Genomic DNA, 22,754 nt, shown 5'->3' with positions numbered 1-22,754 from the left:
CTCCGGAAGATTCACGCCCGCTGTAGCACAAGCACATCGGGCCATGTCGGGGTCGGTAGCGGCTCCATCGAAACCTGCTCCATCGGTAGGCTGACCGCGTCATGCAGCCACTACTTCTTTCAGCACTCGCAGGTTTGGCATTCCTCGATTCACTCGACGTCCTGCTGGTCGGAATCACCACCGCAGTGATCTATGACAGCCGACTGAAAAGACGTTCCCCACTACCCGGTGGGCTGAGTTTCCTCGGCGGTGTCTTCGCAGCAACAACAGCTTTCGGCATCTGCACCGTCATCGGAATCAACTTCATAGCCGAACTGGTCGACTTCGAACTGACACCCACAGTTCGATACTGGGGCGCGATGGCGCTCGGCCTGGTCCTGATTGCCCTCGCATGTATGCCCACAACCACGTCGACGACCTCGACGCGATGGGCAGAACCGATACGTCGCCGCCCGTGGATACTCGGCTTCATCGGATTGGCAATAGGTCTTGTCCAAGCACCGACGGCGATTCCTTACCTTGCCGCATTGGCGATGCTCTCGGCTCACGATCCCCCGTTGCCAGCGTGGCCGTTGATCGTCGTGATCTATTGCGTGCTCGCGCTTCTACCGCCGCTTCTCATCCTGGGTCTGTCTCTGAGGCGAACAGTCAGAGCCCGGCGCGCATACCGGCGGATCGTTCGAGTGCTCGCCCGCTACGGTCCCGCTTCTGTGCGGGTCCTCTTCGTGACCATAGGTTTGATATTGGTCGTTGATGCGCTGATCCACTACAACGATCTTTGGTAGCCCAGAAACGCGGATGGCCCGCTCGGCAACAAACTGCCGAGCGGGCCACGCGACGTAGTCGACTACGCGGGGATCAGTCGAGATCGAACCGATCGAGCTCCATCACCTTGGTCCAAGCGCTCGCGAAGTCCTCCACGAACTTCTGTTGCGCGTCCGCGCTCGCGTATACCTCTGCGAGAGCCCGCAATTCCGAGTTCGATCCGAAGACAAGATCGACCGCTGTGGCGGTGTACTTGACCGCACCGGTGCCACGATCTCGACCTTCGTAGACGTTCTCGGACGATGTGGAGGGCTTCCACTCCGTGCCCATGTCGAGAAGGTTGACGAAGAAATCGTTGGTCAACGTCTGTGGCCGGTCGGTGAACACGCCGTGAGCCGTCTGCCCGAAGTTCGCATTGAGCCCGCGGAGACCGCCGACGAGAACCGTCATTTCCGGCGGCGTCAGGGTCAACATGTACGCCCGGTCGACCAGGAGGGTCTCGGCAGGAACCTTCTCGCCCGGCCGGAGGTAGTTCCGGAAACCGTCCGCCCGGGGTTCGAGTACGGCAAACGATTCCACATCGGTCTGTTCCTGCGATGCGTCCGCTCGTCCGGGTGTGAACGAGACAGACACGTCGTGTCCAGCGTCCTTGGCAGCCTTTTCGATCGCCGCAGTTCCGGCCAGAACGATCAGATCGGCAAGCGAGACCTTCGCTCCGCCGGACTGAGAATTGAAGTCCTGCTGGATCTGCTCGAGAGTATTCAGGACCGTCGACAGATCAGCCGGGTTGTTCACCTCCCAATCCTTTTGCGGTGCAAGACGAATCCGGGCTCCGTTGGCGCCGCCTCGCATATCGGTACCACGGAAGCTCGCCGCAGACGCCCAGGCTGTGGACACCAACTGCGAGATCGACAGTCCGGATTCGAGAACCTTGCCCTTGAGAGCTGCGATGTCAGCGTCACCGATCAACGGGGTGGCGGCTGCGGGAACGGGATCCTGCCACAACTGCGGTTCCGGAATCCACGGACCCAGATAGCGGGTCACCGGTCCCATGTCGCGGTGCAGTAGCTTGTACCAGGCCTTGGCGAACTCCTCGGCAAATTCATCCGGGTGATCGAGCCAACGACGGGTGATCTTCTCGTATGCGGGGTCGAGTCGCAGCGAAAGGTCCGTGGTCAGCATGGTCGGGGAGCGTTTCACCGAATCGTCGAACGGGTCGGGAATCGTGCCGGCGCCGGCACCGTCCTTGGGCGTCCACTGCCACGCATCGGCGGGACTCTTGGTCAGTTCCCATTCGTAGCCGTAGAGGATTTCCAAGAACGAGTTGTCCCACTCCGTCGGCGTATTCGTCCACACGACTTCGAGACCGCTCGTGATCGCGTCCTTCCCCACCCCCGTTCCGAAGGAACTCTTCCAGCCCAAGCCCTGCTGCTCGATCGGAGCACCTTCAGGCTCGGGACCAACCAGGTCGGCCGGGCCGGCTCCGTGAGTCTTTCCGAAGGTGTGGCCACCTGCGATCAGCGCCGCGGTCTCGACGTCGTTCATCGCCATACGAGCAAACGTCTCGCGGATATCGTGGGCAGCAGCCACCGGATCGGGCTGGCCGTTCGGTCCCTCCGGGTTCACGTAGATCAGGCCCATCTGCACCGCACCGAGCGGACCGGACAGCTGCCGGTCGCCGCTGTAGCGTTCGTCGCCGAGCCACGTGTCCTCCGGACCCCAGTACATCTCCTCCGGCTCCCAGATGTCCTCGCGACCGAAGCCGAAGCCGAAGGTCTTGAACCCCATGGAATCCAGAGCGCAGTTGCCCGCGAATACCAAGAGATCCGCCCACGAGATCTGCTTGCCGTACTTCTGTTTGACCGGCCACAACAAGCGGCGCGCCTTGTCCAGGCTCGCATTATCCGGCCAACTGTTCAGCGGCGCAAATCGTTGTGCGCCTTGGCCTCCACCGCCGCGGCCGTCTGCAATGCGGTAGGTACCAGCGGCGTGCCAGCTCATCCGGATGAACAGGCCGCCGTAATGCCCGTAGTCGGCAGGCCACCAATCCTGCGACGTTGTCATCAGGTCGATGACATCTCGCTTGAGTGCGTCGACGTCGAGTTTTGCGAACTCTGCCGCGTAGTCGAAGTCCGTGCCCATCGGGTTGGATTTGGGCGAGTGAACGCGCAACACCGAAAGATTCGGCTGGTTCGGCCACCAGTCCTGGTTTGTCATCGGGCGATGCGCCGTGGGCGTCGGAGACGAGATTGCGGGATTTTCACTTTCGCTTCCCCCCTGCGAATTTCCTTCAGGGGCCATCGGGCAACTATCGGACACGTTAATCCCTCCATGAGCAAATAGATCCGACTCCGATCACGGGCGTGATCGCGAACTCTGTGGTGTCGCACAATCGGGGCACATCCCCCAGAAGACAACTTCGACTTCGACAAACTCGAAGCCGTCGTAATCCGGCGGCGTCAGACACGGCGCCTCGCCAACTGCGCAGTCGACGTCCGAAACCATCCGACACGATCGGCAGACGACGTGATGATGATTGTCGCCAACCCTCAACTCATACAGCGCAACTGAACCGGAAGGCTGAATCCGCCGCACAATTCCCACTGCCGTCAACGCATGCAGGACGTCGTACACAGCTTGCCGAGACACTCCCGGTAGAACCGTCCGAACAGCATCGAAAATTACGTCCGTACCGGCATGAGGACGCGCATGCAGCGCTTCGAGCACCGCGACCCTTGGTCGGGTCACACGGAGCGCTGCGTCACGCAGTTGTGCTGGAAAGTCCGGCGTCGAGGACACCCCTCTACTATGACGCGGATATCTGGACTGATCCAAGACTTTCGCGAAAATAGTTGGAATTGACGCGAAATGAACCGATTCGAGGTCGAAAAGATCCCGAATTGTTGCCACAATTGTCACCGTGACCGTTATGGTGCACCACCGGTCTCGGGCACCGCGCCGACTCGACCGCGAGGCCTTTTGTCGCGCGTATTACCCCAGCGAATTCGCCATCAGAAGTGGACGGGCAGTCACGTGGCGCACTGGAAGAAAACCCGAGCCCATTTTGGGCAAGGTAGTTGATTCAAGCGCCGTTCTCAGGCGGCGGTGCCACCTGCATGCACAGCAAGCACGTACAGCGAACCTGCAAGCGATTCGACGAAGTGATCCTCGTCCTCGGTTCCGCGCGTGAGACCACGCATCGTGGTGGTGCCGGAAAGGAGGTCGAACAAGAACATCGCGTCCACCTCGACCGGGATTTCACCCCGAGCCGCAGCGTCGTCCAACATCTCTTGAAAGGCCTTGCGAACCGGAGCGCCGATGGCCAGCAAGCGTTGCCGGGCTTCTTCACTCTGCGAGTCCGCGAGCAGGCCAGGGACACCCGCCCTGGCTGCGGGCCGCGCGGCTCGAACCAGGAAAATACGCACCCACGTCGCAAGGTCCGTTCGGAGGTCGCCGGACGCCTCGGGCAGCGGATGGCCTCCCGTCCCGTGCACAGCTTCCTCGATCAACGCTTCACGGGTCGGCCATCGGCGGTAGATAGCCGGCGAATTCACTTCGGCCAACCGGGCGATAGCAGCAATCGTCGTCTGCTGGTAGCCGACTTCCGCCAGGAGACGGCGTGCTGCAACGAGCACAGCTTGGTCCTTACCCAGGTCACGTGGCCGGCCGGCACGTGCGGGAGTTTCCGAATTCACTATTACATGATAGTTCGTAATTATTCGACGGTCCCCGCCATGCCGTACACGTGGTCTGCTTGCATGCTCAGAATTTGGCGCCGCTCAGCCACCATTGCTTGCCGATATTCTTCCCAGTCGGGATGCTCCTTGCCGCTGATGTCTCGATAGAGATCCACCAGCGCATCAACTACCTCGTCATGCGGGTCTGCGGCGGGTGGAGTCAACTCCGCACTCCCTTCAATCACTGCATAACCCCAGAAATCGGGAGCACTCACGTGCAGCGACACCCGGGGGTCCCGCGCGGCATTCTTACTCTTGACCCGGTCAGCCGTAATCGAGATCGATGCCGTTCGCGACTCGGAGTCCCAGCGGTAGATGATGTTGGACAGCTGCGGCCTGCCGTCGCGTTTGATGGTTGCCAAAACACCCTGTTTCCCATTGGCAACAAGCTCGAAGAGTGCGTCCCGGACTTTCGTATCGTCGCTCATAGCCCGGTCAACGACACAGGAATGAATATTGTTCCGTCATTCGAATCTCGTGCCATTTCCAAGCTTTCGTACGACGCTGCGGTCCAACGGCTTTCGAAGTCCGAATCAATAGCGCGTCGTTCAGGCGCGGTTTCCCGCCGTCAGAATGACCCATGACTTCACCCTGCGCTGTTTCGCTGGTTTCAAGTACGGGTAACAACTCATGCAGTCGCGCTTCCAAACGTGCGATGGGAGAACCCTGATGACAGCAACACCTGTCCGCCCCCTGGTAGGCCGACGGCCGTATCCCCCACGCCGGCTCCGGAAGGGCCAGGCACTTCTCGACACGTTGACAACAACAGATCCGAAAAAGCTCGGATTGATGTACCTGTTCACCTCGTTCGCCTTCTTCATGATCGGCGGAGTGATGGCGTTGATGATGCGTGCGGAGCTAGCTGTTCCAGGAATGCAGTTTTTGTCCAATGAGCAGTACAACCAGCTGTTCACTCTGCATGGCACCATCATGCTTCTGCTGTATGCAACACCGATCGTCTTCGGCTTCGCGAACTACATCCTGCCGCTGCAGATCGGAGCGCCTGACGTTGCGTTTCCCCGATTGAACGCCCTCAGTTACTGGCTCTATCTGTTCGGTGCGCTCATCACGATCAGTGGCTTCATCACCCCCGGAGGCGCGGCCGATTTCGGGTGGACTGCGTATGCACCGTTGTCCACCGACGCATTCTCGCCCGGCGCCGGGGCCAACCTCTGGATTACCGGACTTGCATTGGCCGGAGTCGGAACCATTCTCGGAGCCGTCAACATGATCACCACCGTGATCTGCCTGCGCGCGCCGGGAATGACGATGTTTCGCATGCCGATCTTTACCTGGAACATCTTCATCACGTCGATTCTGATCCTGATCGCCTTCCCGATCCTCACAGCGGCCTTGATGGCGCTCCTTGCCGACCGAAACGTCGGCGCGCACATCTACGACCCGAGCCACGGCGGCGCCATCCTGTGGCAGCATCTGTTCTGGTTCTTCGGGCATCCTGAGGTCTATATAGTGGCGCTCCCCTTCTTCGGCATCATTACGGAGATACTGCCGGTCTTCAGCCGCAAACCGATCTTCGGTTACAACGGACTGGTCTACGCCACACTCGCCATCGGGGCGTTGTCCATTGCAGTGTGGGCGCACCACATGTTTGCCACGGGCGTCGTATTGTTGCCCTTCTTCTCTTTCATGACCTTCTTGATCGCGGTGCCCACCGGAGTCAAATTCTTCAACTGGATCGGCACAATGTGGAAGGGACAGTTGACCTTCGAGTCACCCATGCTGTTTTCCATCGGCTTCTTGGTGACGTTTCTGTTCGGCGGTTTGACGGGCATCATCCTCGCGAGCCCACCACTCGACTTCCACGTCACGGACAGCTATTTCGTCGTTGCGCACTTCCATTACGTTCTGTTCGGCACGATCGTGTTCGCGACATTTGCGGGCATCTATTTCTGGTTCCCGAAGATGACCGGCCGGATGCTGGACGAACGCCTCGGTGTGTGGCATTTCTGGACCACGTTCGTCGGATTCCACGGCACATTCCTTGTGCAGCACTGGCTGGGCGCCGAAGGTATGCCTCGCCGATACGCCGACTACTTACCGTCCGACGGGTTCACAATGCTGAATTCCATATCCACGATCTTCGCGTTCGTCTTGGGCGCATCAACGTTGCCGTTCGTGTGGAACGTCTTCAAGAGCTACCGATACGGAGAAGTCGTCACCGTTGACGATCCGTGGGGGTTCGGAAACTCTCTCGAGTGGGCCACCACGTGTCCCCCGCCGAGGCACAATTTCACCGAGTTACCCCGAATTCGATCCGAACGCCCCGCCTTCGAACTGCACTACCCCCACATGGTCGAGCGCATGCGCGCCGAGGCCCACATCAACCGCGAGTAGGGATTTCGTCTGCTAATCGAAAGCTACGGCGTCGGCGGTTGTCTCAGCGTGGCCTCGAAGGCATCGGATTTGAGCTTCTCTTGGCCTTTCACACTCAGTTGCGGGTCGTTCTTCACATCGAAGCGCACAACTCCGGTCTGCGGATTGATCTGAACCTTGACGACGGCACCTGCGTCCGGTGGCCAGAAGTCGGTCACCCAGCGAGGTTCGTCGATCTTGGCTCGTACAACGCTTCCGTCCGCACGGCGGACATCGGCTGCCCATTCCCTTGTCGGCGTGAGTCCGTCACTCGAGACCTTCTTGATCCTGACGAGCACGATGGTCGCTTCGGCGTTCTCCCATTCTTTCCGCCCTCGTCCGAACATTGCGACTCCATTCGTTGCAGGTTCCGTTGATCGCTACCGATCAGAGCCTCGAGGACGCTGAATAGGGGAAACTCCTGGTCCGCTCGGTCCGATCCTAGAGTGTCAATTGCGCTAGCCAGGATCTGCCACCGCGGATCCGCATCGCCTCCTTACCTTCGCACTTACACGTGCGCACCGCCCAGCCCTGGCTCAGTACCGAAATCGCTACTACGGTTGAGATGAACGGCAATCGCGATCGACGTCAAGTACGGCCCGCCCAATCCACCGGCATCGCCATCCAAAGCGAGGCACCGAAGTAGAAAGGCGCGAAATGACAACTTCCGAAGAACACCGCCAACATGATTCGGCCGATCACCCGCACGTGCACGGCCCCGACTGTGGTCATGAGGCCGTCCAGCACGGTGATCATGTGGACTACCTCCACGACGGACACCGCCACGCCGAGCACGAGGGTCACTACGACGAACACGACGACAGCTAGGTCAGACCAACCCCACCGAGGATTGACCCACGGTCCGAGCACATGCCTGTCGTTACAGAACAACAGCAGGAACACCCTCGCACTCGGAAGAAGCAGTCCCGCAAGCGCTTGCACGGCGGTCGTGATCAAGCCAATCGGCGCACCGGGAATCAGCGTGATTGCTGCAGCGGCGACAATCAATGCGCGGGGCATGGCGGGTCAGGGAAACACGCCCAGAATCGCCCACTACAGCCCGACCGTTCCGGCTGGATGAAGTTTGGGGCCGCCGCTATTTGCCTTCCCGCAGCATCCGAAGCGCTACAAGGGTGCCCAGTTGCTGAGCACAACTCACGTCGAGAGATCCGAAGTCCGCAGGCGTCGACTGCCTGAGGTGTAGTAGCAACGTCAATTGAGTTTCATCATCAATTCCATTTCGCTGTAGCAGTTTCAGCGCATGGGCTGTTGCCGATTGCAGCTCGGCATCGACCTCTCGGCAGCCAGGATGGAGATTGTCAAGTGCCACTTGAATCTCCGGCTCGACAACTGTGGCGGTGGGTGTCGTCGCAGTTATCCGACTCGGAGGCTCCGCACACGTTGCGCTCGACACGATGACAACAACGAGCGAAGCCGCACTGACGGCGATCTTCTTCCCAAGCTCAGTCATTTCACTTTAGCTTGGGGCGCAGGGGATTCCGATTCAGCCACCAAAGGTAGATATCACGAAAACTTTCCGTAACAGATAGTTCGATGATTTAAAGTTCGATATCGCCTTCCCATCACTCGCCTGATACCCGTGTACTTCAGGCTCTGTCGGACAGACCACGCTTGGCCTGGAACGAACGCGCACAAGACCCTCGCCGAACTGTTATTACTGCCGACCGCGCAGATCGAGGCCTCCCTTGACCTCGCGTATCCGCGTCCACGGCACTCCTCGTCAATCTATCCATGAATGCAGGTCCAATCAGTCAGTGCTTTTCGTCACGACCTTCCAATTCAACCAAGCCACAGTGGTCTCTGCTCCGAATACCGGCCATGGAAAACCTCTCGCTAGTCGACTCGTCGGTGGAATCATCACCGGGACACCCCCGCATCCCGTCAAGCAGCACAAGATGCCGGTGGCACGGACAGGTTCCTCTAGGCGGTGCGATCGCGAGCCACAGCCCATACGACGTCGATGACGCGCGAACCGGACGCCGCACTCGGATAGGAGAGACATGTCGAAGAGATCCTTGAAGCAACCCGACGTGCCACCCGGTCCTCGTCACGACTTTTTCACATACATGCAGGATCTGGTGAAGGCGAACGGAGACCTCCCGACTACACGGTTGGCCGAGCGGATCGGATACTCGCACCAGGCCGTATACAGAGCACTTACCGGACCTCAGATGCCGAGTCTGCACCTGACTTCGAAGTTGGCCGCTTCACTCGGCGGGGAAAACAGTGCCGCAGACAGCCTCGAACTGTGGCTCCGAGGAGTGCTCGACGAACGGACGATCCGCATCCACAACAACAACTCTCAAGATGCGGCCGACAGAGTTCCACCATCGATAGTAGATCGAACCGTTCCCGCCACAACTCGCTCGACTTCATCGAGTTGCATCGATACACCAACCCGAAGTAGTCGCGGTAAGCCACGGACCCGCGATGAGCCAGAGTAGCCAGACCTCGGTCGATCTCGGCAATGACAACAGTCATACTCGTAAAATACGTTACCTACCAACACTTTTCCTCACCAACCTCGTTCACAGCGTAGTGGAGGTGTGCGCGCCGGTTGACGACAGTCGACGAACCGCCAATCCGACAAGGTCATCGAGGCCCCCACCGCGACTGTCTTTGAGGCCGTGGCGATTCAAGCAAATGTCGCCGCGGGTCAACGTCATTCCACGCCACGGCAGAGACGAAGACCACGGACCACAGCCGGCAAGCATCATCAGTTGGTGATGACGATTTTCCCGTAAGCCTGCCCAGACTTCTGTTGCTCGAACGCGTCGGCGAGACGATCGAGGCTGAAGGTCGAATCGATGACGGGACGCAACGTAAGGTTCTCCAACCCGGCAACCATGTCCTCCTGATGGGCACGACTACCCACCAAAACGCCTTCGATTGTGACCTGTTTGGTCAGTAGAGAAGTCAGGTCTATCGACGCCGAGGCGCCGTTCATGATGCCCAGCGCGCAAATCCGCCCACCCGGCCGGACAGCGGCCAGAGATTGACCGAGCGTCGACGGCCCGCCGACGTCGAGGACGAGATCGATCCCGCCGCTGAGCCGCATCACCTCCTCGCCCCAACTTGGGTTCTCACGGTAGTTGATGACGTGATCGACACCGAGATCGCGCAATCGGGCCATCTTGTCGGGGGACGACGATGTTGCGATCACCTGAGCTCCAACATCTTTCGCCATTTGGACTGCAAACAACGCGACCGTGCTGGTTCCGGGGATCAGCACCGACGAACCCGGAGTGATTGGAACAGCGCCGAATAGCGCACGCCACGCGGACAGGCCAGCGGTAGGCAACGTAGCCGCCTCCGCATAGGTGTAGTTTCGCGGCATCGCTGTTACTGCCGACGCCGACACCGTTGCGGCGGCGCGGGCGAACCCGTCGACGCCGTCACCGGGCGAGTTTCCGAAACCGTCGAAATCCGGTGCGCCACCGCGCCAATGCGGCAGATAGGTACTCATGATTCGATCCCCGACACCGAACTGCGTTACGCCGTCTCCGACTGCGACAACCTCACCAGCCGCATCGGACAACAGGATACGAGGGCCGTCGGTCGGTATTTCGCCGGTCGCCACGAGGTAGTCGTGATGATTGAGAGAATTCGCGTGGATCGCGATCGTCACCTCACCCACACCCGGCACTGGGGTGTCGATCACCCTCGATTCGAGGTTGCCCAGTCCACCAGGCGGCAGCACGTACACGGCACGGTTGGTCATGGTGTGGATCCTCGCATGGATAGTGGGGTCTGGTGACGAACAGGGATTACGGCAGTTCAAAGGAGCGACGCGGTAAACCCTCCGTCGAGAACCAGGCTGCTGCCGTTGCACCACGACGACTGATCACTCGCGAAGAACACTGCTGCGGCGGCCACTTCCTCGGTGCGCCCGTAACGCGTCTGCTTCGTGACCATCAGGTCGTCGAAGCCTCCGGATTCGAGGCCGAGCGCATTCTCGAAATCTAGCTGGTGACTCTTGACCAGGTCGGTGTCGATGAATCCGGGGAGCAGAGCGTTTGCCCTCACACCGTGGAAGCGAAGTTCAGCCGACAGGGTTTCGGTGAGGTTGCGGACCGCAGCCTTGGCCGCTGCATAACTGCCGATCAGCGGCGAACCGGTCGTCGACGAGATCGAGGAGATGTTGACGATCGAGCCGCCCCCTGACGCAACGAGCGCGGGCAACGAATGACGAATGGTCAAAAATACTCCGTCGAGGTTGACCGACATGACTTTCCGCCAGTCCTCGAACGAGGTCTCGATCAGTGGAGTCGTGGTGGCGATGCCGGCGTTAGGTACTACGACGTTCAGTCCACCGAACTCGTCCACCGCTTGGGCGACAAGATTCTTCACCTGCTGTTCGTCGGTGACGTCCGCGGTAACCGCGATGGCGCCCTCGATCGAGTCGGCCACGCCCTGTGCTGCGTCACCGTTGATGTCGGAAACTACGACGCGAGCACCTTCCGCCCCGAAGGCTCGGGCGATGGCTGCGCCGATTCCAGCGCCGGCTCCGGTGACTATCGCAACTTTGTTCTCGAGTAGATCGGACATGTGGGCAGATTCCTTCAGTTCTCGGTCGGGACGTAGAAGAGCAATTCGGGCCCAGTGTCTCCGGTGGTCGCGATAGCCTCGGACATGTCGAGAGTTCCGTCGCCCAAGGCACTCCCCAACGCCTGAGCGGTGCCCGCGAGGTCCTCCGTGTCGAGTTGATAAATGCTCAGGTAGCGGCGGGCGGGCAATGCGTCCTCGGGCAGCAACTGCGCATCCGCGAGGAAAAACCGGGAGGCGGAGACAACCCCTGGCACCCGTTCGACGACCTGCGGAATATGCACTTCGTCATACCAGCGGTTGAACTCTGCCTCGGAAGAAGGATCAGCGGGATGTACGTGCGCGACGAGAATCGCTGTGCTCATGGTGTGAGATTCCTGTTCAACTAGGTTTCGGACTGCTTGGGCAACAAGTGCATTCACCAGCGACATGTACCGAGCACTCGTTTGAAGGCTGATGCACCGCCAGGCTGCGATCGGATCACCGCTCGAGCGACAACATTAGAGGGCGATTGTGACCCACGCCATATGCTCTGAGGTCAGAGTTAGGCCGGACATTTGTCCGCTCAGCACAAAGGTTGCAACCGCCGCCAAATACATCCACGAGCACAGGGCGCTGGGACACCGAACACCGATCCCGCGGCGAACCCTCCGACGGTCTGTCGGATTTGTCCGGAGTCCGTACAATTCCAACCCGTCGATACGGATCATGTCCGACCCGTCGTCGACACGTGGTTATGTTCTTCCGCTAGCCAAGATCGAGGAGCGCAATGCCCGGATTGTCTCGTCGTCAGTTCGTGAGTCGGACGGCCGCATTGGCCGCTCTGTGGGGAGTCGCTCCTGCTCTACTGGGGAGCCGCGTGGCGTTTGCACAGACCCCGACCGAAGCTGCGCCTTCGACGCTGACCGGAACAATTCTTCGCGCCGCGGGAGACGCGCATTCGTATCGGACGTTGAGACCAGGCCCCGGTGAGGAGCATCTGCCGCGCTTGGACATTCTGCGCAGAGCGCCGGCCGCGGCCAGGGCGCAAGCCCGGCGGTCGATTCTGTACCTCGGCCACCTGTCGGATATGCACGTCATCGACGCGCAGTCACCGGCGCGCATCGAACCGATGATCGTCCAAGATCATGCGGCGTGGGGTTCTGCATTCCACCCGCAGGATCCGCTGACCGTCCACGTGACCGCTGCGATGGTCAAGTCGTTCGCCGACAACACCATCAGCCCCGTCACCGGTGCACCACTCGGTGCGGCAACGGTCACCGGCGACAGTGCAGACATGCACTCACACCTCGAACTACGTTGGTACATCGACGTTCTCGACGGTGTTCCAGTGACGCCCAACAGCGGATCACCGACGACATTCGAAGGCGTCCAGGCCTGGCCAGACGCGCAATGGGCATATCGACCGGATGACCCGTCAGGAGGGTCGTTCGGAGAATACGGATTTCCGACCCTGCCCCGGTTGCTCAGCGACGCGATCGCCGAGCCCGTCGAATCGGTCGGTCTGCCGGTGCCGTGGTACGCGGTGTACGGCAACCACGACACGCTTCTCCTCGGCACGTTCGACGTGTCTTCGCAACTGCATTCGCTTGCAGTCGGATCCGAGAAGTCGTACACATTGCAGGCGACCGCCACATCCGCGCTCGCCGGTTATGCCGCGACGGCGAGTCCGCTGCAACGGATGATCGACGCACTGGGCGTGCAAGCCGGAACTCGGCCGGGCTTCCGACGTGTCACAGCGGATCCGCAGCGCTACCTCTTCGAGCAGCGTGAGTTCATGGCTGAACACTTCAACACGACCGACGCGCCAGGCCCGATCGGACACGGATTCACCCAGCACAATCTGGATTCGGGCGAAACCTGGTGGTCTACGGAGATGACGCCCCATGTTCGGGCATTCGGGCTCGACACCTGCAATGCGGTCGCCGGCGCCGACGGCGCGGTTCCCGAGGATCAGTTCGACTGGCTCCGAGATCAATTGGAATTGGCTCAGGCGCAGAAGAAGCTTGTTCTGATCCTCACTCACCACAACAGCCTGACCCTGGAGAATCGCGCTCAGCGCCCAGGAATGAACAAGAAGCTTTACGGAGCTGAGGAATTCGTTGATCTGCTGTTGAAGTATCCGGTAGTGATCGGCTGGTTGAACGGCCACACCCATCAAAACCAGATCCTCGCGCACCGAGGCAACGACCACGGATTCTGGGAGATCACCACCGCGTCGTGCATCGATTTCCCGCAGCAACAACAAACCGTCGAGATCGTCGACAACCGCGACGGAACGTTGTCGCTGTTCACCACCGTCCTCGACCACGCGTCTCCGATCACTCCTGGCACTTCCGGAGGCTACCTCGACCTTGCGTCGCAGAGCCGCGAACTGGCAGCAAACGACTGGGCCGAAAACCCTTTGATGAGAAGAGGATCGGCCTTGGACCGCAACACCGAGCTCCTCCTGACCGCACCATTCGACTTGGAAATCATCACCGACGCATCACTCGAACAGCAGCACCTCGACGAGCATGCCCGCCTGCTCTCGTACCAGCAGCGGTCATCACGGTGAGGCGACTCGTCGTGGGACTCGCTCTGGTGTCGGCACTCGGCGGATGCGCCCAGATCGACGCCCTCGCGCCGGTGGGTGGGGCCGGAATCGCCGACATGCGCTACGCGACCAACGAAGTGCTCCTCGAGAAAGACATCGACATCCTCGTGGCACCGGTATGTTCCGGCGAAGGTCTCGAACTGCGATGCACCGGTGAAACCGTGAACGGCGAGACCATCACGGCTACATCGACATCCGAGGACGAGAGCACGTTCGAGTTGATTGTCGACGCCGTGACCCTCTACTCGGGAGATGTGCAAACCGTCCTCGATCGCAACGGAACGGTCGGTGCATCGTGAAGAGCCTGACCCGTGGTCTTCTCACCTACGCGCCGATCATCGTGGTGGGCGCCGTGATTCAAGCTCTGTTGATTTTCGGCGATCCGGTCCCGACAACGTCGTGGTGGTTCTCCGTCCGAGTACTGGCTTCGGCGTTGGTGTTGATCCTCGCGCTCTGGCTGACGATGGGCTTCGCTGCGCACACCGACGGCCGATCTTCACCACGGTTGTTGCTGGCGGTGACTGTCGCTGTGCTCTGCGGAATCGTCGCGGGCATCCTGAATCCGATTCTGCCTCTTCTCGTCGCCTTGATTTCCCTGCCGGTACTGTCGGCGGTCGCCGCCGGACCGTTGAGAGCAGTCACTCGGACTATCACGTTCGCGCCGATTCGGACCTTCCTCGGATTGGCCGGGGCAACTGTGTTGATCATCGTGAATGTGGTCGCGGGACTGGTTCTCGGGTTCTTCGTCACGGGAGTTGTCGCCGCTGGAATCACGTGGCTCGTCTTCGGAACCAGCGCAGCGATTCTCGCGACCTACTGGGCGTCCCTTCACCGACGTGCACACCCGTCCTGATCCACTCGACCAGAGCAAACAGAAGCAGGCGAGGCGACCTACGGGCCCACTGCCCCGATCATTCCTGGACAAACCAGAACACGATCAGCGAAGGACAGTGGGCCGGGGCCTCATGATGCTCGATTGCCGAGCGATCGGAGCATCAGTGTGTGGCGACAGATTCCTTCACTGTCTCGTACATCTCCGTGAGTGCACGGGCACAGTCGTTCTGGGTGTAGCCGAGCAGCGCAGTGTCCTCAGCAGCCGGCTCGTAGGCGATGACGTTGCCACGTCCCTGGACGATGAAGCTGTCCGGAAGGATCGGGTGCTCCTCGTTACGCTCGTCGATGACGCGATCGCCGCCGGCGGCAGCAACAAGCAACTGAAAGTACTGCTGGTACGTGAGATTCTGGTCGCCGATCAGATATGCCTTGCCGGATTCCGCGTGTTGCAGCGCGCCCCAGATCGCTTCGGACAGAGACCGGACTGACATGAAGTTCGTGCCACCGGCCGGAGCGAAGTCAGGAATCTGCGCCTCTTTGCCGCCGGCCCACGAGAACATCTTGCGGTAGCGCTTGGCAGACGCTCCGCCGATCACACCGAGAATCGAAGGCGGGTTCAGCGTCGAGACATTGAAGGTCTCGTCGGCCAGCGCCCGTGCTCCCTCGTCAGCGGCCTTGCGCGCAGCGATGTACGGCATCGTCTCCGCCATCTCGGGGCGCAGATGGTGGTAGTAGCTTCCCACCTGGACGAACCGGGCGACACCGGCCTCCTTGGCCAGAGCCGCGAACCGGGGCACCCCACCGGACTGCGTCTTCTCCCAGAACTCGGCCTCGTCGACGCCGCGGCCCATGTGTCGGACGTCCTGGCCGGCAGCAAAGACGATGGCGTCGAACGGTGCCAGTTGATCTGCCGTGAATGTTTGTTCCGTGTAGTCACCGAGCAGAACCGGGAAGTCTCGCACCGGCGAGTCATCGGCGAGTGGATTACGGGCCGCGACGGTTACGTCGTTTCCCATCTTGCGAAGGTGAAGTGCCGTGTGGGCACCGATCATGCCAGTTCCGCCAACGATCAGGATCTTCACAGAATGCCTCTTCTTTATGTAGAGAATTACTTCTAGGTGGAGAATTACTTCGACTCATCAATGTAGGTAAACCGGACCATTTGAGAATCAGTTCTCTCACCGACCGGGATCAAAAATTCAGTTCGTCCGGTGCGCGCCCGTCAGGTCGAGCCTGATGCCCGCGGTATAAACGCCGACCATCATGGCTGCGATCACTGCCGAGACGCCGACAACCGTATTCGCCAGCTCACCTTCCAGTCGGCCCTGCGCCACCCACGCCAGTCCCCACACAATGCCGATCGACGGCGCAATCGCGCCGCGGGAACCCGTGGCCAAGCCAACCCCGACCGCAGCAGCGACGGCGAGAACGATGACCGCCCACGCCGTCGCAGCGTTCGTGATGCCCAGGTCGACGAGCCAGGCAGTGATGTTGGCGATGGTCGCGACGCATACCCAGCCGAGATACAGACCCATGGTGCCGTCCGTGATTACTGCGTCCATCCAATTCTCCGGGCGCTGCCGCTGAAGCAGTACGAACACTCGCGTGAGCACAACAAGCAAACACCCGATAATCACGACGCTCAGCCACAAGAATCCGGCCTGCACCGACAAAATCCAGGTCGCATTGAGGAGCATCGACACCGCTATCGCAGGGCGCAAGGATTCATGACGCACGGTCCTGCCTGGCAGGAACTGCCAAATCGCATACGCGAGAAATCCGACGTAGACGACCGACCAGATCGAGAATGCAGTCCTGGCAGGCGCCACCAGCGTTGACGTAGCACTCAGTGCACCTCCCACTGCCTCCCCGATCGGCGTGCCGATCCAGGCTCCCGAACCGATGAACGATCCGACGACTGCGACCACGGCGCTGACAACGACGACGAACTTCATACCCCGACCCATACCTGACGTATGCCCCGTAAGTCCGTACACAATTCGCATTGGCGATCCCGATCCACCAGCGCGGTGCCACAATGATGTGTGGACTTCGAGCGCACAGCGGACGAACTGTACGCAGTCGACCCGTCCGAATTCATCGCCGCGCGACGCGCCGCAGTTGCACGCGCCAAAGAATCGGGCGATGCGACGCTGGCGAAGAATCTAGGTGCGCTGCGCAAACCGACTACAACGGGATGGGCGCTCAACCTGCTTGTTCGGGTGGAACCCGACAGCCTCGATCGACTGCTCGAACTCGGAGCAGCGCTGCGTGCGGCGCAGCAGGCGCTACACGGCGACGAGTTGCGGTCGCTCGCAACCCGGCGAGCGGCCGTACTGTCAGCACTGACCGACCGTGCCGCGTCCGCGGCACAAGACCGCGGTCGCCCATTGTCGGAGACCGCGTTGCGCGAGATCGGCCAGTCGCTGTCGGCGGCGCTGGCCGAACCCGACATCGGTGCCGATCTGCGACGCGGCCGGATGCTGGGCTCAGTGTCTTACAGCGGCTTCGGCCCTGCGGCGCTCGCGTCGGTACCCGAGCCTGCAGCACCCCCGCCTTCCGACGCCGAGCCAATAGAACAGCCGAACGAGGCCGCACGGAAACAGGTCGAGACTCGCGTCAGCGTCGCGGAAACCGCTGCACATCAGGCCATTTCGGAACTCGAAGCGGCCACCGAGAAGGTGAATCAGGCGAAGCAGCAACTGTCCGAACTCCGCGAGGCACTGTCACGAGCCGAGCAGGAGTGCCGGTTTGCCGAGTCCGCTCGACGCACCGCCGAGGAAGCCGCCCAGTGCGCGGGAACTGAGCTGGAGCACGCCAAGAATCTCGCTGCCGAGTTCGATACCTGACATTTTTCCGGTCCCACCCATCCGCGGTCGATCCGGCTACGAATGCACTACAGACGGCATCTGGCCTGCACCTGCCGAATCGCTTCAGCAGGCGGCCACTTGAACGAGCACCTTCGATGCGCGCACTGGTAGTCATCAGGACGGTCCGCCGCCGTTGTTTCCTGACTTGACACCCACAACCGCATCCTAGGAGCACTCATGGTTGTCAACGAGTTTTTCTCCTCCCCTTCACTGTCTGTGGCCGCCACAGCTGACCAGCTCCATACGCTGCGAGCACTCGTACAGTCGCGGTGCGCGCACCACGATCTAGCTCCCGACGCCGTGGCGGATCTCGTTCTTGCCGTCGACGAAGCAGCGAGCACACTCCTGCACCTCACCGTCGCCTGCAGCACTCTCACGTGCACCGTCCGAGTCGATACGAGCAACCTGTCGGTGATCCTCACCGGGACCACATCGGCAATGGTCGACACCAGCATCACGTCCTACAGCTGGTTCGTTCTGCAGAATCTGGTCGACGGTGTTGCCCTCGAGCAGTGTCCGTCCGCGGTAGCAGGCCCCACCGAGATCTGGGCTGTCACCGTTACGCTGGAGATGACACTCGATGCCATTCACGGTTAGCGTCCGGGAACGGCTGCGGGAGTTGACTTCTGGCTACGAATGGTGTGCATGAACCAGCGCACCCATCTGTCAGGCGGGTGTCAGGCAACAGATTGTGGGTACCCGCTCATCATGACGACAATCCCCACTGCGCGCCTGCTCCCTCAAGCCCTGGGTGTCCTGACCGCCGTGTACAGCTCTGCCGTCGTCCTCTCACCCCGAATTCTTGCGAAGCCGTGCAAACTCACCCGGGCTGACGGCAGCGTCGCACCGGAAGTAGCGACCGTAATTCGGGCGGTCGGAGCGCGCGATGTCGCAAGCGGACTTCTGCTGGCCACGGCGCCCTACGGGCCGGCGCGTCGTGGCGCTGTCGCACTTCGGGCAGCAGCCGATTTCGGTGACGCCACTGTCTTCGGATTGACGCTTCCTGGCGCCGCAACAAAACTCAAGGTCGCTGGATTCGCTGCCGCCTGGGGTGTGCTGTGCGCCTACAGTGGCCGGTATGCGGGCTGAGCGAGCCGCGCAGTCCAGTTCCGATCTAACGGCTCTTTCGTCCTACCACGTTCACCAGGGACGATGGATTCATGGCCATCACACCGGATATCCTTCGCTACACCGCATTCAGTTCCGATCCCACTGGCGGCAACCCCGCCGGAGTGGTGCTCGATGCCCGCGGTATCAGCGACGCGGAGTTGCAAGCCATCGCCACGGACATCGGATACGCGGAGACAGCATTTGTCACCGAGCCCGGACCAGCGGACAACAAGCAGCGCAACGTTATTCGATATTTCTCCCCCATCGCGGAGATTCCGTTCTGCGGCCACGCCACCATCGCCACCGCGGTGGCGCTCACCGAACGTGACGGCGCCGGAACCTTCACGTTCGAAACATCAGTCGGGCCGGTCTCGATCACGACCCGAACAGACGGATCCGGCATTCTCGCAACCTTCACCAGTGTGGAACCGGCAATCTCACCCATCGACCACGCCGTGCTCACGGCACTCCTCGGACTCGTGGGCATCGACTCGTCGGCGATCGACACCAACTTTCCGCCCCAGCTGTCCTATGCCGGCAACACCCACCCCATTGTGGTTCTCGGAGACAAGTCGACGTTCGATCAGTTCACCTTCGAGCCCGCGGCAATGCGTGCACTCATGGACGCACAGGGCTGGGCAGGAACCGTGACCTTCCTGTATCAAGTGGACGCCAACACTTTCGAAGCCCGAAACCTCTTTCCCGCGGGCACCATCACCGAAGACCCGGCGACAGGATCTGCGGCGGCTTCTACCGGCGGATACCTGCGGGCACTCAATCCCGCCGACACTCCCCGGCGGATAACGATCCATCAAGGCCGACATGTCGGCCGTCCGAGCGTCCTGGTTGTCGATATTCCGACACAGGGAGGCATCTCAGTGACGGGCACGGCTGTCCCCATCACGGAGTAGGAATTCAGGGAGCGCCGGCGCCACCCACGAGCGAGGTGATGACGGGCAATCCAGTCGGGACTCCCCCACCGATCAATTCCTCGAGCGCATCCTGATCGAGGAACTTCTCGACGAGATCGGCCAGGAGGTCGAGTTGTTGTTCACGGACAGCAGCCACGGACGTATCGGGCGCCACCACAAATCCAGCACCGGCAATGTCCGTCAGGAAGGTGCGTCGATACGCGTCACTCTCGAGAAGTCCATGCCAATGGGTGCCTCGGACGGAACCTCGAACACTTCCCTCCGGCGAACCGTCCGCAGCTCTCAGCAACGGGAGATCATTGTTGCGCACCACCCGGCCGTGGTGAATCTCGTACCCGGACACAGGAATACCGTCGTAGTGACCGTCGACCTGAGCCAGAACCTTGTCCGAAGCGAATTCGATGTCGAGATCGAGCAATCCGAGTCCCGGAACAGTGCCCGATCCTGACTCGACATCGTCGACAATGGACTTGCCCAGCATCTGATAGCCACCGCAGATTCCCAGCACGGCCTGTCCACGACCCGCGCGGGCGATGATCTCGTCAGCCAGGCCAGTGCTGCGCAACCACGCGAGATCACTCACCGTGGACTTGCTGCCCGGAATCACCACGAGGTCCGCGTCGCGAATCCGTGCCGGGTCGGTGACCCACGAAACCGCAACACCCGGTTCGCAAGCGAGGGCTTCGACGTCCGTCGAGTTCGAAATGCGCGGCAACCGAACTGCCGCCACCGTCAACCACGCCGAACCGACAGGCTGTCCGGGGCGACCCACCGGTGCGTTACCGGTAACTCCCAGCGAGTCCTCGGCGTCGAGCCACAGATCGTCGGCAAACGGGATGACACCCAGCGTCCGTCGTCCGGTCAGTTCGCGGAGTTGTTCGAGGCCTGGCTCGAGCAGTCCGACGTCACCACGGAATTTGTTGATCACGAAGCCGACGATCAAGGCCTGATCACTCGGCGAGAGAACCGCGACCGTTCCGAACAGATGGGCCAGCACGCCACCACGGTCGATGTCTCCGACCACGATCACCGGAATAGAAGCGGCTTCCGCCAATCCCATGTTTGCGAGATCCGTTGCCCGCAAATTGATTTCGGCCGGCGAACCGGCACCCTCACAAATCACGACATCAAAATCGTCTCGCAGCGACGCCAGATCCTCGGCGACGACGCCGCGCAACCAGGCACGGTGCTGCATGTAATCCCGCGCACCGACTGTTGTCATCGCCTTGCCGCGAACGACCAGTTGCGAAGTTCGATCACTTCCCGGCTTGAGTAGGACCGGGTTGAAACGCACACTCGGCTCCAACCCGCATGCGCGGGCTTGAAGTGCCTGAGCGCGACCGATCTCCCCACCGTCCAGGGTGACGACGGAGTTGTTGGACATGTTCTGCGCCTTGAACGGCGCGACGCGTACACCGCGACGCGCCAGCATCCGGCACAACCCGGCAACAAGGACACTTTTGCCCGCGTCGGAGGTCGTACCCGCTACGAGCAGAGCACCACGCAGGGTCAAGGCAGAGTCAGGATCTCGGCACCGGTGTCGGTGACAACCAAGGTGTGCTCGAACTGAGCGGTCCACTTGCGGTCCTTGGTGACAACGGTCCAGTCGTCTTCCCAGATTTCGTAATCGATGCCACCGAGGTTGATCATCGGTTCGATGGTGAAGACCATTCCGGGTTCGATGATCGTTTCGACACCGGGCTCGTCGTAATGCAGGATCACGAGGCCGTTGTGGAACGTCTCGCCGATGCCGTGGCCCGTGAAATCACGCACGACGCCGTACCCGAATCGGTGAGCGTAAGACTCGATGACACGACCGATCACGTTGAGCGCGCGGCCCGGCTTGACTGCCTTGATCGCCCGCATCGTGGCTTCGTGGGTGCGCTCGACGAGAAGACGATGCTCCTCGGATACATCACCGGCGAGGAAGGTGGCGTTGGTGTCGCCGTGCACCCCACCGATGTAGGCGGTGACGTCGATATTGACGATGTCACCGTCCTGGATGACCGTGGAATCGGGGATTCCGTGGCAGATCACCTCGTTGAGGGAGGTGCAGCAGGACTTGGGAAAGCTCTTGTAACCCAACGTCGACGGGTATGCGCCGTGATCGATCATGTACTCGTGAGCAATGCGATCCAGCTCGTCAGTCGTGACGCCGGGAGCAACAGCCTTGCCCGCTTCCTGCAACGCCCTGGCGGCGATCTTGCTCGCGACGCGCATCGCTTCAATGGTCTCCGGCGTCTGGACCCAAGGCTCGTTGCCTTCCTTGGCTGTCGGCTTCCACGCGTACTCGGGCCGCTCGATCTTCGAGGGCACAGCAAGGACGGGTGAGACGGTTCCGGGGACCAACGGTGTACGCACAGACATGCCGAACAGCCTAGCCCCCGATCGTGGCACTAGCCTGACGCACTCCAGTTCCGGAACAGCGGATCGACGACCGTTCTGGTCGGCCAACACATCGTCTGGCCGAAATCCTCGAAAAGCGCGTCACGAGAATCGAAGGTTCCCAGACTCAGCTCGACAAACTCGGACAAGTCCAGACAATCGCACGTCGTCGCACCTGTCCACGAGATCGGTGCTCGGGCGACGGCGTCGAAGAGTGTCTCGGTTCCCGAGTTGGTGAACGCCGCGATCGGCGCCGCGGCGGACGGCCGGACCAGAGTCTCGGACAGCGTGGACCATCGGCCGTCGACAAGGAACTCGGGCCATGCCAACAGAACGCGTTCGGGAATAAGTGCGCGCAACCGCGGGAAACGCGGGTACCAGAACTCGCCGCGCAGAATTAACCCCTCCACCCGCGTCGCAATCCCACAACTGCGGGCCAGCGCCTCCAGCACTGCAAGTCGTTGACTGCACGATCCGCGTCCGCGCCGGAGAGTAGTTGACGCCGGTTGCGAGTCGTCGAGTCCGTACACAGCACAACCTCACCGTCGGAGCAGCGGCTACCGCCCCTGTGTAGTGCACCGCCCTC

The 22,754-nt window shown here is 61.0% G+C and carries 24 protein-coding genes and 1 pseudogene; 10 read left to right on the top strand and 15 right to left on the bottom strand.

Annotation, left to right across the window (positions count from 1 at the left end; genetic code table 11):
- The first annotated feature begins 101 nt into the window (after positions 1-101).
- A complete protein-coding gene (locus FFI94_RS11740; RefSeq protein WP_138873087.1) occupies positions 102-785 on the top strand; it encodes a GAP family protein in 684 nt (227 codons plus the stop codon).
- Positions 786-858: 73 nt separating this feature from the next.
- Here FFI94_RS11740 and katG read toward each other — a convergent pair whose 3' ends face one another.
- The 4 genes from katG to FFI94_RS11720 all read right to left on the bottom strand — a co-directional run bounded on the left by katG (position 859) and on the right by FFI94_RS11720 (position 4,930).
- Positions 859-3,066 (bottom strand): catalase/peroxidase HPI, encoded by a 2,208-nt coding sequence (gene katG / locus FFI94_RS11735; protein ID WP_138873086.1) that lies wholly within the window; start codon positions 3,064-3,066, stop codon positions 859-861.
- 54 nt (positions 3,067-3,120) lie between these two features.
- Positions 3,121-3,564 carry a Fur family transcriptional regulator gene (locus tag FFI94_RS11730; protein WP_138873085.1) on the bottom strand — a complete coding sequence of 148 codons (444 nt, stop codon included), beginning with the start codon at positions 3,562-3,564 and terminating at the stop codon, positions 3,121-3,123.
- A gap of 296 nt (positions 3,565-3,860) precedes the next feature.
- On the bottom strand, positions 3,861-4,460 hold the full coding sequence (locus FFI94_RS11725; RefSeq protein ID WP_260684016.1) for a TetR/AcrR family transcriptional regulator: 600 nt from the start codon (positions 4,458-4,460) through the stop codon (positions 3,861-3,863).
- A 20-nt stretch (positions 4,461-4,480) separates the two neighbouring features.
- Entirely contained in the window at positions 4,481-4,930 is a 450-nt protein-coding gene (locus FFI94_RS11720) for a PPOX class F420-dependent oxidoreductase (protein WP_138873084.1), read from the bottom strand.
- Positions 4,931-5,171: 241 nt separating this feature from the next.
- On the opposite strand from FFI94_RS11720, the gene ctaD reads away from it, so the two are divergent.
- The gene (gene ctaD / locus FFI94_RS11715) at positions 5,172-6,857 is read left to right on the top strand and encodes a cytochrome c oxidase subunit I (RefSeq protein ID WP_138873083.1); all 1,686 of its coding nucleotides are present in this window, start codon (positions 5,172-5,174) and stop codon (positions 6,855-6,857) included.
- 23 nt (positions 6,858-6,880) lie between these two features.
- On the opposite strand, the gene FFI94_RS11710 is transcribed toward ctaD, so the two are convergent.
- A complete protein-coding gene (locus tag FFI94_RS11710) occupies positions 6,881-7,222 on the bottom strand; it encodes a hypothetical protein (RefSeq protein ID WP_138873082.1) in 342 nt (113 codons plus the stop codon).
- A 310-nt stretch (positions 7,223-7,532) separates the two neighbouring features.
- Between FFI94_RS11710 and FFI94_RS11705 the strand changes: the two genes are divergently transcribed.
- The gene (locus FFI94_RS11705) at positions 7,533-7,703 is read left to right on the top strand and encodes a zinc transporter permease (protein WP_138873741.1); all 171 of its coding nucleotides are present in this window, start codon (positions 7,533-7,535) and stop codon (positions 7,701-7,703) included.
- On the opposite strand, the pseudogene FFI94_RS11700 reads toward FFI94_RS11705, so the two are convergent.
- From FFI94_RS11700 to FFI94_RS11680, 5 genes and pseudogenes are all read right to left on the bottom strand, one after another.
- Positions 7,665-7,886: pseudogene (locus tag FFI94_RS11700) on the bottom strand (divalent metal cation transporter); the annotation flags it as partial. The gene FFI94_RS11705 and the pseudogene FFI94_RS11700 overlap by 39 nt on opposite strands.
- Positions 7,887-7,971: 85 nt before the next feature.
- Positions 7,972-8,346: a hypothetical protein gene (locus tag FFI94_RS11695; protein ID WP_138873081.1), complete on the bottom strand. Its 375-nt coding sequence runs from the start codon at positions 8,344-8,346 to the stop codon at positions 7,972-7,974.
- A 1,266-nt stretch (positions 8,347-9,612) separates the two neighbouring features.
- The gene (locus FFI94_RS11690; RefSeq protein ID WP_138873078.1) at positions 9,613-10,617 is read right to left on the bottom strand and encodes an NAD(P)-dependent alcohol dehydrogenase; all 1,005 of its coding nucleotides are present in this window, start codon (positions 10,615-10,617) and stop codon (positions 9,613-9,615) included.
- A gap of 56 nt (positions 10,618-10,673) precedes the next feature.
- Entirely contained in the window at positions 10,674-11,444 is a 771-nt protein-coding gene (locus FFI94_RS11685) for a glucose 1-dehydrogenase (protein ID WP_138873077.1), read from the bottom strand.
- 14 nt (positions 11,445-11,458) lie between these two features.
- Complete coding sequence (locus tag FFI94_RS11680; protein WP_138873076.1) at positions 11,459-11,806, bottom strand: DUF4286 family protein; 348 nt, start codon at positions 11,804-11,806, stop codon at positions 11,459-11,461.
- Between the two features lie 404 nt (positions 11,807-12,210).
- On the opposite strand from FFI94_RS11680, the gene FFI94_RS11675 reads away from it, so the two are divergent.
- The 3 genes from FFI94_RS11675 to FFI94_RS11665 are packed head-to-tail and all read left to right on the top strand — an operon-like array spanning position 12,211 to position 14,890.
- Positions 12,211-13,998 carry a TIGR03767 family metallophosphoesterase gene (locus FFI94_RS11675; protein WP_138873075.1) on the top strand — a complete coding sequence of 596 codons (1,788 nt, stop codon included), beginning with the start codon at positions 12,211-12,213 and terminating at the stop codon, positions 13,996-13,998.
- 11 nt (positions 13,999-14,009) lie between these two features.
- The gene (locus tag FFI94_RS11670; protein WP_138873074.1) at positions 14,010-14,336 is read left to right on the top strand and encodes a hypothetical protein; all 327 of its coding nucleotides are present in this window, start codon (positions 14,010-14,012) and stop codon (positions 14,334-14,336) included.
- Positions 14,333-14,890 (top strand): hypothetical protein, encoded by a 558-nt coding sequence (locus FFI94_RS11665; RefSeq protein ID WP_138873073.1) that lies wholly within the window; start codon positions 14,333-14,335, stop codon positions 14,888-14,890. The genes FFI94_RS11670 and FFI94_RS11665 overlap by 4 nt, the downstream gene beginning before the upstream one ends.
- A 142-nt stretch (positions 14,891-15,032) precedes the next feature.
- Here FFI94_RS11665 and FFI94_RS11660 read toward each other — a convergent pair whose 3' ends face one another.
- Complete coding sequence (locus tag FFI94_RS11660) at positions 15,033-15,953, bottom strand: NAD(P)-dependent oxidoreductase (RefSeq protein ID WP_138873072.1); 921 nt, start codon at positions 15,951-15,953, stop codon at positions 15,033-15,035.
- 117 nt (positions 15,954-16,070) lie between these two features.
- Positions 16,071-16,877, bottom strand: a complete 807-nt coding sequence (locus FFI94_RS11655) for a TspO/MBR family protein (RefSeq protein ID WP_260684013.1) — start codon at positions 16,875-16,877, stop codon at positions 16,071-16,073.
- Between the two features lie 39 nt (positions 16,878-16,916).
- Between FFI94_RS11655 and FFI94_RS11650 the strand changes: the two genes are divergently transcribed.
- The 4 genes from FFI94_RS11650 to FFI94_RS11635 all read left to right on the top strand — a co-directional run bounded on the left by FFI94_RS11650 (position 16,917) and on the right by FFI94_RS11635 (position 19,762).
- Positions 16,917-17,720: a hypothetical protein gene (locus FFI94_RS11650; RefSeq protein ID WP_138873071.1), complete on the top strand. Its 804-nt coding sequence runs from the start codon at positions 16,917-16,919 to the stop codon at positions 17,718-17,720.
- 198 nt (positions 17,721-17,918) lie between these two features.
- Positions 17,919-18,338: an ATP-binding protein gene (locus tag FFI94_RS11645; protein ID WP_138873070.1), complete on the top strand. Its 420-nt coding sequence runs from the start codon at positions 17,919-17,921 to the stop codon at positions 18,336-18,338.
- 111 nt (positions 18,339-18,449) lie between these two features.
- Positions 18,450-18,830, top strand: a complete 381-nt coding sequence (locus FFI94_RS11640; RefSeq protein WP_138873069.1) for a hypothetical protein — start codon at positions 18,450-18,452, stop codon at positions 18,828-18,830.
- A gap of 71 nt (positions 18,831-18,901) precedes the next feature.
- Entirely contained in the window at positions 18,902-19,762 is an 861-nt protein-coding gene (locus tag FFI94_RS11635) for a PhzF family phenazine biosynthesis protein (RefSeq protein ID WP_138873068.1), read from the top strand.
- Between the two features lie 4 nt (positions 19,763-19,766).
- Here FFI94_RS11635 and FFI94_RS11630 read toward each other — a convergent pair whose 3' ends face one another.
- From FFI94_RS11630 to FFI94_RS11620, 3 genes are read right to left on the bottom strand one after another with little or no spacing between them, the layout of a single operon-like run.
- A complete protein-coding gene (locus FFI94_RS11630) occupies positions 19,767-21,290 on the bottom strand; it encodes a cobyric acid synthase (RefSeq protein ID WP_138873739.1) in 1,524 nt (507 codons plus the stop codon).
- A 2-nt stretch (positions 21,291-21,292) separates the two neighbouring features.
- Positions 21,293-22,150, bottom strand: a complete 858-nt coding sequence (gene map / locus FFI94_RS11625) for a type I methionyl aminopeptidase (protein WP_033234952.1) — start codon at positions 22,148-22,150, stop codon at positions 21,293-21,295.
- A 29-nt stretch (positions 22,151-22,179) separates the two neighbouring features.
- A complete protein-coding gene (locus FFI94_RS11620; RefSeq protein ID WP_138873067.1) occupies positions 22,180-22,698 on the bottom strand; it encodes a transglutaminase domain-containing protein in 519 nt (172 codons plus the stop codon).
- Positions 22,699-22,754 lie beyond the last annotated feature (56 nt).

The sequence above is a fragment of the Rhodococcus sp. KBS0724 genome (genome assembly GCF_005938745.2).
Lineage (GTDB): Bacteria > Actinomycetota > Actinomycetes > Mycobacteriales > Mycobacteriaceae > Rhodococcus_F.
The sequence above is the reverse complement of the archived record's forward strand: the minus strand, read 5'-3'. Positions and strand labels throughout refer to the sequence as shown.

Coding starts and splice junctions, on each gene's coding strand:
- FFI94_RS11740 (WP_138873087.1), top strand. CDS start 102: ATGCAGCCACTACTTCTTTCAGCACTCGCAGGTTTGGCATTCCTCGAT.
- katG (WP_138873086.1), bottom strand. CDS start 3,066: ATGGCCCCTGAAGGAAATTCGCAGGGGGGAAGCGAAAGTGAAAATCCC.
- FFI94_RS11720 (WP_138873084.1), bottom strand. CDS start 4,930: ATGAGCGACGATACGAAAGTCCGGGACGCACTCTTCGAGCTTGTTGCC.
- ctaD (WP_138873083.1), top strand. CDS start 5,172: ATGACAGCAACACCTGTCCGCCCCCTGGTAGGCCGACGGCCGTATCCC.
- FFI94_RS11710 (WP_138873082.1), bottom strand. CDS start 7,222: ATGTTCGGACGAGGGCGGAAAGAATGGGAGAACGCCGAAGCGACCATC.
- FFI94_RS11705 (WP_138873741.1), top strand. CDS start 7,533: ATGACAACTTCCGAAGAACACCGCCAACATGATTCGGCCGATCACCCG.
- FFI94_RS11695 (WP_138873081.1), bottom strand. CDS start 8,346: ATGACTGAGCTTGGGAAGAAGATCGCCGTCAGTGCGGCTTCGCTCGTT.
- FFI94_RS11690 (WP_138873078.1), bottom strand. CDS start 10,617: ATGACCAACCGTGCCGTGTACGTGCTGCCGCCTGGTGGACTGGGCAAC.
- FFI94_RS11685 (WP_138873077.1), bottom strand. CDS start 11,444: ATGTCCGATCTACTCGAGAACAAAGTTGCGATAGTCACCGGAGCCGGC.
- FFI94_RS11680 (WP_138873076.1), bottom strand. CDS start 11,806: ATGAGCACAGCGATTCTCGTCGCGCACGTACATCCCGCTGATCCTTCT.
- FFI94_RS11675 (WP_138873075.1), top strand. CDS start 12,211: ATGCCCGGATTGTCTCGTCGTCAGTTCGTGAGTCGGACGGCCGCATTG.
- FFI94_RS11655 (WP_260684013.1), bottom strand. CDS start 16,877: ATGCGAATTGTGTACGGACTTACGGGGCATACGTCAGGTATGGGTCGG.
- FFI94_RS11645 (WP_138873070.1), top strand. CDS start 17,919: ATGGTTGTCAACGAGTTTTTCTCCTCCCCTTCACTGTCTGTGGCCGCC.
- FFI94_RS11640 (WP_138873069.1), top strand. CDS start 18,450: ATGACGACAATCCCCACTGCGCGCCTGCTCCCTCAAGCCCTGGGTGTC.
- FFI94_RS11635 (WP_138873068.1), top strand. CDS start 18,902: ATGGCCATCACACCGGATATCCTTCGCTACACCGCATTCAGTTCCGAT.
- map (WP_033234952.1), bottom strand. CDS start 22,150: ATGTCTGTGCGTACACCGTTGGTCCCCGGAACCGTCTCACCCGTCCTT.